Origin of the sequence: Thermoflexus sp. (assembly GCF_042408365.1) — a bacterium.
Lineage (GTDB): Bacteria > Chloroflexota > Anaerolineae > Thermoflexales > Thermoflexaceae > Thermoflexus.
The window spans coordinates 1-9,786 of record NZ_JBHOQJ010000241.1 but is presented as its reverse complement, the minus strand read 5'-3'; the positions used below and the strand labels follow the sequence as shown (position 1 = coordinate 9,786).

General features: G+C 63.2%; 6 protein-coding genes and 1 tRNA gene. All 7 read right to left on the bottom strand.

Annotated features, from left to right (window positions below; all coding sequences use genetic code 11):
* A partial coding sequence (locus ACFMO5_RS11130) for a PKD domain-containing protein (RefSeq protein WP_376792823.1) occupies positions 1-3,545 on the bottom strand: 3,545 nt, incomplete at its 3' end.
* A gap of 425 nt (positions 3,546-3,970) precedes the next feature.
* Positions 3,971-4,798 (bottom strand): PHP domain-containing protein, encoded by an 828-nt coding sequence (locus ACFMO5_RS11125; RefSeq protein WP_376792822.1) that lies wholly within the window; start codon positions 4,796-4,798, stop codon positions 3,971-3,973.
* Positions 4,795-5,055: a stage V sporulation protein S gene (locus ACFMO5_RS11120; RefSeq protein ID WP_376792821.1), complete on the bottom strand. Its 261-nt coding sequence runs from the start codon at positions 5,053-5,055 to the stop codon at positions 4,795-4,797. Before ACFMO5_RS11120 ends, ACFMO5_RS11125 begins: the two co-directional genes overlap by 4 nt.
* A 244-nt stretch (positions 5,056-5,299) precedes the next feature.
* Positions 5,300-5,536, bottom strand: a complete 237-nt coding sequence (gene infA, locus ACFMO5_RS11115) for a translation initiation factor IF-1 (protein ID WP_376792820.1) — start codon at positions 5,534-5,536, stop codon at positions 5,300-5,302.
* 436 nt (positions 5,537-5,972) lie between these two features.
* A complete protein-coding gene (locus ACFMO5_RS11110) occupies positions 5,973-6,341 on the bottom strand; it encodes a septum formation initiator family protein (RefSeq protein WP_376792819.1) in 369 nt (122 codons plus the stop codon).
* 429 nt (positions 6,342-6,770) lie between these two features.
* Positions 6,771-6,854 (bottom strand) — tRNA-Leu (locus ACFMO5_RS11105).
* Between the two features lie 219 nt (positions 6,855-7,073).
* On the bottom strand, positions 7,074-9,338 hold the full coding sequence (locus ACFMO5_RS11100) for an NADP-dependent malic enzyme (RefSeq protein WP_376792818.1): 2,265 nt from the start codon (positions 9,336-9,338) through the stop codon (positions 7,074-7,076).
* Positions 9,339-9,786 lie beyond the last annotated feature (448 nt).

The window sequence follows — 9,786 nt, the reverse complement described above, 5'->3', positions numbered from 1 at the left end:
TTGGGGCCGGAGATCACCAGCCACTCGTAAGCGGTGCTGTGGAAGTTGAGGTTGCCCGCCTGGAACTGGAACTGGGTCTGGCCGCTGGGCACCTTGGCCCCCTTCTGATACTTCGAGACGAACCCGAAGTTGGCCCGGCCCGTTGTTTCATCCGTGCACCACGACAGCCGGCACGCCCTTGGCGGCGACTGGATCCAGCCCCCGCCCGTCACGAACCCGGCGTTCGGATCGTAGACCACCACATAATACTGGTAGAAGGCCACACCCTGGCCTCCGTCATCATCCGTAACCTCCGCCCGGAGGGTATAAACGCCGGGCTGGTTGTAGACATACGAGGCGGTGAAGGGCCGCACCACCTGGCTCATGGATATGAAGAGAGTGGTGGAGGGGCTGGTGTTGACGTTCGGGTTGTAAGTGTCCCAATCCCAGTAGATCACGACCGTGTGCTGATCCAGGATCCCCGGATCCGTGAAGACCGCGGTGACCGTGATCCGCGTGCCCACCGGGATCGGATCCGTCGCTGTGACGCTCAGCGGCCCTACCACCGGCGAGACATTATTCACGGTGACGGTAATGTTACTCGTTCCGGAGCCCCCATCATCATCAAGGGCACCAACGGTGATGGTGTAAACATCCGAGATCGTGCCGCTGGGATCGTCATCGGCATAGGTGTGGATAAGCGTGAAGGATCGGTCGAGCCCAAGCGGCACCGTGTCACTCATTCCATCACCCCAAGCCACGCTCACGGTGATGAGATCCCGGACGCCCGGATCGTCGATCCGGCCGGTCAGGGTGATGGACCCGCCTTCGTTGATCACACTGGGCGTGCTCAACAGGTCCTCGACCTCCGGCGGGACGTTGTTCACGGTGATCTGGAACTGGGCCTGGCCGGAGGCCCTATCCTTATCGGTGACCGTGACGGTCACGGTGTAGACTCCATCATCTTCATAGATATGGTTGAGCAGGCCTAGGGATCCTGAGGTAGCCATCGTGAAGGAGACCGCCTGGGTTCCATCCCCCCAGTCCACCTCGACCTGCCACGAGGCATCGGCGCCGGGGTCAGAGAAAGCACCCAGGTCGAAGGCCTGGAGTGTGCCCTCATCGGCCGTCTGGTTCGAAGGAGCAGTCACGATGGGCGGGACGTTGTTCACGGTGACGGTGGTGATATAGGTGGTGAAGCCGTCGTCCTTGTCGAAGATGCGACCGGCGACCGTGAAGGTCCCGTTGTCCGGGAAGAAGCAGTCAGCGGTGCTCGAGGTTCCGGCTTGGGCATAAGCAATGGGAAGAGTGTTGAGGTTTCCATCGCAGGCAAAGGCATAACGGAAGCCGGCCTGGGTATCCACCGGGCTGGGGTCAGAAGGTGCGGTGAGGGCCAGGGTGCTGACGCTTCCCTCATCAATAGGACTGGTGGCGGAGAAAACGGCAGTGGGCGGGACATTGTTCACGGTGATCTGGAACTCGGCCTGGCCAAAGCCCCCATCCTTATCGGTGACCGTGACGGTCACAGTGTAGACCCCGCTGTCCGCGTAGGTATGGGACCGGGTCAGGAAGCCCGTGGAGAAGACCTGGAAACTCTCGCTCTGACCATCCCCCCAGCCCACGGCCACCGCCCAGGGGCTGTCAGCACCAGGATCGGAGAAAGCACCTAGGTCGAAGACCGAGGGCGTCCCCTCATTGGCCGTCTGGTTCGAAGGAGCGGTCACGGCGGGCGGGACGTTGTTCACGGTGACGGTGGCGGTATATTCGGTCTCCCCACCGTCCTTATCCCGGATCTTCCCCCGCACCGTGCGGACGCTGTTGTCGGAGGTCGGGCAGGAGACAGTGTAGGCGTTGCTGAAGCCCCCATACCCGCTCCCGTCCCCACAGTCGAACGCATACCTGAAGCCCGCGGCAGCGTCCACTGTGGAGGGATCGAACGGATCCGTCAAGGAGAGGGAGAAGGCGCTGCCCTCGTCCACCGAGGAGTGGGCGTTGAACGTGGCGGTGGGGGCGACGTTGAAGACGGCGATCGCCACCAAGGTGGACCCGACCCCGCCGTCCTTATCCATCGCCTCCAGGATGACGGTGTAGGTCCCGTTATCATCCGGGGTGAAACCGAAGGAGGTGCCAGACCCGGCGGCGAAAGGCGCGCCGTCCTTCTGCACCGTCCAGGTGAAGGTGAACCCAGCGCTCACATCAGCGGGGCTGGGATCGGTCGCCGAGGCGGTGAGAGTGATCGGGGTGCCCTCTGGGCTGGAGGCGGGAGCCCCGCCGACGGCCGGGGTCGGAGGGACGTTGGTGATGGTTACCTGGGTGGTGGCTACCGTACAGGCATAGGAATCGCACACCCGAAAGCTCACGGTCTGGGTCGAAGGCCCGTCCCGCCCGACGGCCGAGAAGGTGACGTTGGCGCCGGAGGTCTCAAAGGTCCCATCGCCATCCAAGTCCCAGGCGAAGGAGAGGGAATCCCCGTCCACATCGCTCCCGGAGCCGGAAAGCTGGACAGAGCCCCCCTCAGGGGCTGTGTAGGGGCCACCGGCGTCCGCCGTGGGCGGATCGTTGACCGGCTGCACTGTGATGGTCACCGTGGCGATGTTCGATGTGGCCTGGCCGTCGCTGGCGGAATAGGTGAAGGCATCGGTCCCGTTGAAATTGGGGTTCGGCGTGTAAATAAAGGAGCCGTTCGGGTTCAGGGTCAGGCTGCCGTAGCTGGGGCCGGCGACGAGGGTTGCGGTGAGGGGATTCCCATCCGGGTCGCTGTCGTTGCCCAGCACCCCGGGGGCGCTGACGCTTAATGTTTGATCCTCATTCACCGCATAGGTATCGTCCACCGCCACTGGAGGCCGGTTAGGTAGCGCGAACACGTTCACCGTCACTGAAGTCCCGTTTCCCTCTCCAGGGGTTTGCTGCTTGGATTGGACCTTTTGCGGGTCCGCTTTCACCTGCATGGAATCAGAACCGGGAGTGGCGTTGGCGGGAACCTGGAGGGTGACCACCCAGGATCGGGCGGTTGGGGTGTTCACCCCGGGGAACGAGAGCACCGCAGGGGAAGCCGTCGCCGTCCACCCTGAAGGGAGACCGGTGACCTTGAGCGTGGCGGTGAATGGGTCGTTCCCCGCGGGCGCGGTGATCACTTGGGTGAAGGAGATCGTTGCTCCAGGGAACGCATTGAAGGTCAAGCTGGCGGGCGCGTAATCCAGGTTCCCGATATCCCAGAAGACCCCGCTCTCCTGGACCCCGGAGGTCAACCCGCGGGCGGTGTAGGTGTATTCCCCGATGGCCCGCTCATCCGGCCACAGCGTGACCGAACACGACCAGGAACCATCCCCCTGGACCACCGCCTCGCAGGTGGCATAGTAACCGTTGGGCCCCCACACCTCCACCCGCACGGTCTCCCCCGGGAGGTATCCGGCGTTGTCGCGGTTGTCGCCGGATATGGTGACGACCTCCCCAGGGCTGTAATCCAGCTTGTCCGTCCACACGGCCGCCAGCGCCCGCTCCAACCCCAGCGCGAGCAGGACGCCGAACAACACACCGGTCAGTGCCCCCACGGTCCGCTTGCCCATCCGCCACCTCCGAAGCGTTTCAGGATTCCCAACTTGGATCTCCAGCCCCCCGCCTAGGACGGGACAGGGCCTCGACAATCACCGTTTGTTTGGAAACCGCTCGATTTCTTTAATAGTTGCGTATAAAATTTCTTACTTTTGTAAGAATATGGCAATAACTTGCCTGTTTTCATTTAAAACAAACAATAATCGGGGGTTCGTGAATAGAACTTTGGTCCGGGGGCCGGGGTGAGGGATTGCCTGAAACCCTTGGGTCATCCGGAGATTGGGAATTTCATCAGCTTGGGGATTTGCTCAGAAGCTGGATCGGGAGGCAGCGCGGGGGAGCAAGGCCAGTGGCCTCCTCAAGGCGCTCCGGGATGGGAAACGGCCTTCAGGGGATACCGAGGGTTCCCAGGACAGGAAGGCGATCCGCCACGATCTTTCTATCGGCGAGGGCACCGCTCCCGGAGTCGATCCACCGTATGGGCGGGGACCGGCATGGTTCCTAGGAGGATCCGGCCATCGGGCCCGGGGCCGTGGAAGTCGCTGCCGCCGGTGGGGATGAGATCATACGTTCGGGCGATCGCCATCAACCGGGCGATGTCATCCGGGGAATGATCGGGGTGAAAGACCTCGAGGCCAGCCAGGCCGGCCCGCCACAATCCCTCCAAGTTCCGGGGGAGTCCGGAACGGCCCGGATGGGCGAGGACGGACACGCCTCCGGCTGCCCGGATCACCGACAGCACCTCCCGGGGATCCACCGGCCGCCGGGGGACGTAAGCCGGGCGGCCGTGCCCCAGCCACCGCCGGAACGCTTCGGCCTCATCGGCCACGTATCCCTGCTCCACCATCGCCCGCGCCAGGTGGGGACGCCCCAGCACATCGCCCCGGGCCCGCTCCAGCACCCGTTCCCAGGGGACCGGCATCCCCAGCTGGGCCAGGCGCTCAGCCATCGCATGGATCCGCTCCACCCGCTCGGCTTGCATCCCCTCCAGCAGGCGAAGGAGATCCGAATGCGTGGGATCTACGAAATAGCCCAGGAGGTCGATCTCCCCCTCCGGGCTGCTGACGCTGATCTCCACACCGGGGATCACCTCCAGAGGCGTGCCGCGGGCGATGGCTATTGCCTCGATCGCGCCGCGAGTGGTCTCGTGATCCGTGATCGCCAGATAGCGGAGACCGCGCGCGAGGGCCTCCTGCACCACCCGGGCAGGGGACCACAAGCCATCCGAGGCGGTGGTGTGCACGTGGAGATCCAGGCGGGAACTCATCGTTTCTCGATCACGAACCGGATGGCCGTCCGCTCCTGATCGTTGATCTTCACGTCGGCGAACTCGGGGACACAGATGATGTCGATGCCATCCTGGGCCAGGTAGGTGCGGGCGATGCAGATGGCCTTCACCGCCTGATTAACGGCGCCGGCACCAATGGCTTGTACCTCCGCCCGCCCGCGCTCCCGGATGACACCCGCGATGGCTCCGGCCACGGCTGTGGTGCGCGATTTCGCAGCTACCTTAATGGTATCCATGAGCTCCCTCCGTGGGGCTTAGAGGTTGACGATGAAAGACCGCGGCCAGCCGAGATGGTCCTACGTCTGGATATCTTAAACAATGTCCATGCTTCGCGCGAATCTCTGAGTGCTGCAAATATTATAACCGCTTTGGATAAAAAAAGAAGAGCCGCGAGAATCGCAGGAGGCACACAACGGCTCCCACTCATCCTTTCGTGCGGAAAATCTCAGAGGCTTCACCGCTCTCACTCCCCTGTCCCCCTCATCGGGAGAGCCGGCGCACGATACGCCCTCGATTCAAGTCGTAGGGCGAAAGTTCTACCAGGACCCGATCCCCAAGGAGCACACGGATGTAATACATCCGCATCCGGCCGGAGAGATGGGCCAGTACCTCATGACCGTTGTCCAGGCGGACTTTAAACATCGTGTTCGGCAGCGTCTCCACCACTGTCCCCTCGACCTGGATCACTTCCTTCGCTTTCTCGCTTCCCTTCGCCATCGGGCCTCCCGTCGATAGAGATCCTCTCGCAGCGCTCAAAATATGAGCTGCCAGTTTATTTCTCCACGCGCCATTTCCGGCACGCGTGCGTTTACACCTCCTTATCCCATCCCCAACACTTTAGCGGGCGAACCTTCCCGCAGCCACAGCGAAATACAGCACCGCTCTATTCCATATTGTAAACAAAAACCGAAAATCGGGACGGGGCTCAAGCCCTCTCATTCTCTGTGCCGCATCCCGGTGCCCGGAGGGCTATACCCCGTTGAGTGTTGAGGATATGCGGTGGAGGGGTGGGCAGCACCCCCACTCAAAGGGTGGTGGGAAGGGGAGAAAAATTCCCCCCGGGATCCGAGGCGCCTTTCGACGCCCCGAACCCTGGAGGCCGCAAACAGCGATTGAAAACGATGTGGGGAAGCTCAGCGATCCTCAATCCCCCTTAGCGGCCCTGGATCAGCGCCCACCAGACCTGCCAGGGTTGGGGAACGGGGGTGGGTGTCGGATAGGGAGTCGGTGGGGAGGGGATTCGCTCCACACGATAAGGGGTTTCATGGGGACGGACCATCCCGGCCTCCAGACGGGCCCATCGGGCCACAAATTCCTCACTCCGCACATAGCTAGCCTGCTCCGCCAGCGCGGTCGCCCGGGCCTGTTCGGTGGCGATCGCCTGTTGCAGGCGCTCCGCCCGCTCCACCCGCTGCCGGTAAAGCTCCAGATTCCCCCAGGCCACGCGGGCAAGGAGAACCATCAGCATCAGCACCGCCAGGCGAACGAACCAGCGCCACCCCCAATGGATCCATCGTCGCATGGGATGCTCCCTCCCCTCTGGGATCAACCGGTCGTCACCCCTTTCCGCAGTGGCGAGCTCCAAATGTCAAAAGTTCGAGGGGGCTACGGGGCGAGAGAAGAATGGCCCCAAAGCCCCTAGGGAAGGTGATCCGTCCGCCTGCCTCGGGATTTACGGTGTGGAGCAACCGTTCAGCCTGCCTGAAATCGCTCGCTCCGGGCGCTTGGGTTGCTCCGGTCCGCTCGGAACGACTCCGTCCCTTACGCCGATTGGCAATCGGCCTCCCTGGGCGCTTCCGCGCCGGGCGTCCGCGCAAGCGGACGCTTAGGTCGGCGAAGGCCGACCACTGGCCGAAGGCCTCAGGAGGGCAACTTCGGTCAGCGTCCGAAAAAAAGAGCGTGGGGCAGGCGGCGAAGGCGCCCACCCCACGCCCCACGGGTTTTCAATCCATGCCGGGGGCGGGATTTGAACCCGCACGGGCGCATGCCCACCACGCCCTGAACGTGGCGCGTCTGCCAATTCCGCCACCCCGGCGTCTGTTCTTAATTCTACCAAAGCCAGCTTTGCTGTCAAATCCTCTCCCGAATGTGCTTTATCGATCTGTGGGGGAGGGACCATTTCCCCTGGATGTCCGAGGGCGGCAGGAACCTTCCGCCCATGATTCGGGGAAGGTGGGCCGGGCGCTCGAACTCGGGCGCTTGAGCGCCCGGCCCATCCCCAAAATCCGGGGGAAATCCCCGTGGGCGCTGCAGACTACACAGCCACGGGGGCGCCGATCCGGGCACGCTCCTGGGCATCGAGGGCCGCGATGGCGGCGATGAAGACGATGTCTTGCACCTCGTCACCGGTCTGGAGGACGTGCACGGGCTTCCCCATCCCCAGGAGGATCGGCCCGATCGCCTGGGCATTGCCCAGCCGTTGCAACAGCTTGTAGGAGACGTTGGCCGCCTCCAGATCGGGGAAGACCAGGACGTTGGCGTCCTTCACCCGGCTGAAGGGATAGCGCTCCTCGATGATCTCCGGCACCACCGCCGTATCCGCCTGCATCTCCCCATCGATCAGAATGTCCGGCCGTCGCTGCCGCACGATCTCCACCGCCTGGCGCACCTTCTCCGCAAGCGGATGGCGGGTGCTGCCGAAGTTCGAGAAGGAGAGCATGGCCACCCGCGGCTCGATGTCGAAGCGCCGCGCGAAATCCGCCGCCATGATGGCGATCTCCGCCAGATCCTCCGCCGTGGGCTCGATGTTCACCGTGGCGTCGGTGAAGAAGTAGACTTTCTCTTTGACGATCATAATGTAAAGCCCGGCCACCTTACGCACCCCTTCGCGGACCCCCACGACCTGGAGGGCGGGACGGATGACGGCGGGGTAATCGTAGGTGAGGCCGGAGATGAAGGCATCCGCATCCCCCATCTCCACCATCATCGGCCCGAAGTAATTCGGCTCCAGCAGCAGCGTGCGGGCCAGCGGGAGGGTGACGCCCTTGCGCTGACGCTTCTCGAAGAGGCGTTGGGCATATTCCTCCAGCCGCGGGAACTCGGGTGGGTAGACGATCTCCGGGCTGCAGCGCAAGCCCAGCTCCTCGATCCGCCGGCGGATGACCTCGGGGCGGCCGATGAGGATGGGTCGGCCGATCCCTTCCTCTTGAATCAGGGCTGCCGCGCGCAGGATCTTGGGCTCCTCCCCCTCACCGAAGGCGATGCGCTTGGGCGCCGCCTTCGCCTTATTGATAATGAAGCGCATCACCTGGGTGCCCTTCCCCAACCGAGCGGTCAAGCGCTCCCGGTATTCCTCGATATCGATATGAATCCGGGCCACGCCCGTCTCCATCGCGGCCTGGGCCACCGCCGGCGCCTCCCAGAGCATCACCCGGGGGTCCAACGGCTTCGGGATGATGTAATCCGGCCCGAAACGCAGGCTCTCCAACCCGTAGGCCTTCAGGACGCTGTCGGGCACATCCTCCCGGGTCAGAGCGGCCAAGGCCCGCGCGGCGGCCAGCTTCATCTCATCATTGATCGCCCGCGCTCGCACGTCGAGGGCCCCGCGGAAGATGAAGGGGAAGCCCAGGACGTTATTGACCTGGTTGGGGTAATCGCTGCGGCCGGTGGCCACGATGGCGTCGGGGCGAACCTCCTTGGCCAGCTCATAACGGATCTCAGGATCCGGGTTGGCCAGGGCGAAGATGATGGGGCGCTCGGCCATCGTCTTCACCATCTCCGGGGTGAGCACATCGGCCACGGAGAGCCCCAGGAACACATCCGCCCCCCGAATGGCCTCCGCCAGGGTGCGGGCATCGGTCTCAGCCGCGAAGCGCTCCTTGTAAGGGTTCATCCCTTCCTTGCGACCCTTATAGATCACCCCCCTCGTGTCCACCATGATGAGATTCTCTTTCCGTACCCCCAACTTCACCCAGAGATCCGCACAGGCGATGCCTGAAGCCCCTGCCCCGTTGATCACCACCTTGATCTCATCGATGCGCTTGCCTACCAACTCCAGGGCGTTGAGCAGGGCCGCCGCCGAGATCACCGCGGTCCCGTGCTGATCATCGTGGAAGACCGGGATGTCCAAGGTGGCCCGCAGGGTCTCCTCGATGTAGAAGCACTCAGGGGCCTTGATATCCTCCAGGTTGATCCCCCCGAAGGTCGGGGCGATGAGCTGCACCACACGGATGAACTCATCCGGATCCCGAGTGTTCACCTCGATATCAATGGCATCCACATCGGCGAACTTCTTGAAGAGCACCGACTTGCCTTCCATCACCGGCTTGGAGGCCAGAGCCCCCCGATCCCCCAGGCCGAGGATGGCCGTGCCGTTGGAGATGACCGCCACGAGGTTCCCTTTGGTGGTGTATTCATAGGCCAGGTCTGGATCCTTCTCGATCTCCAAGACCGGATAGGCGACGCCCGGGCTGTAAGCGAGGGAGAGATCTCGCTGGGTGATCATCGGTTTGGTGGGGACGATCTCCAACTTCCCGGGGCGGCCCTTACGGTGATATTCCAGCGCGTCTTCGCGGAGCATAGAGACCTCCAAATGGCAGACTGAATTCGGACTGGGCCGGTGGAGGGAACGCTCCGCCGTCCATTCCGATTTCCAGCATAACCCTGAGCGATCCTTTCGACAAACTCGCCGGACGAATTGAGATCAATCGAATGCTCCAATCCCCCAAGCATTCCAGCCCTGTTTCGTTACAATTAAGTTACAGGCGGATGCCTGATCTCCCCGCTCCTCAGGTCAGAGGGCTTTTGGGGGCCTTCACGCGGTGCGCTGTCATGCAAGCCGTAGTTCCGACGACCCAGGAAGGGCCGTAGGGAAAAGTTCAGGTTGTTGATGGAACGCCCTCAGAGACGAGCGCATCGATTCGGCGGAGGTGCGGAGGGCCCCACCCCCTTCATCCCCCTCCCCACGGCCAAAGGGCCGTGGGGAGGGGGATGAAAAAATATTTCGGGGGCGAGCCGGGCGCCTTTGG

Coding starts and splice junctions, on each gene's coding strand:
- ACFMO5_RS11120 (WP_376792821.1), bottom strand. CDS start 5,055: ATGGATACCATTAAGGTAGCTGCGAAATCGCGCACCACAGCCGTGGCC.
- infA (WP_376792820.1), bottom strand. CDS start 5,536: ATGGCGAAGGGAAGCGAGAAAGCGAAGGAAGTGATCCAGGTCGAGGGG.
- ACFMO5_RS11100 (WP_376792818.1), bottom strand. CDS start 9,338: ATGCTCCGCGAAGACGCGCTGGAATATCACCGTAAGGGCCGCCCCGGG.
- ACFMO5_RS11125 (WP_376792822.1), bottom strand. CDS start 4,798: ATGAGTTCCCGCCTGGATCTCCACGTGCACACCACCGCCTCGGATGGC.
- ACFMO5_RS11110 (WP_376792819.1), bottom strand. CDS start 6,341: ATGCGACGATGGATCCATTGGGGGTGGCGCTGGTTCGTTCGCCTGGCG.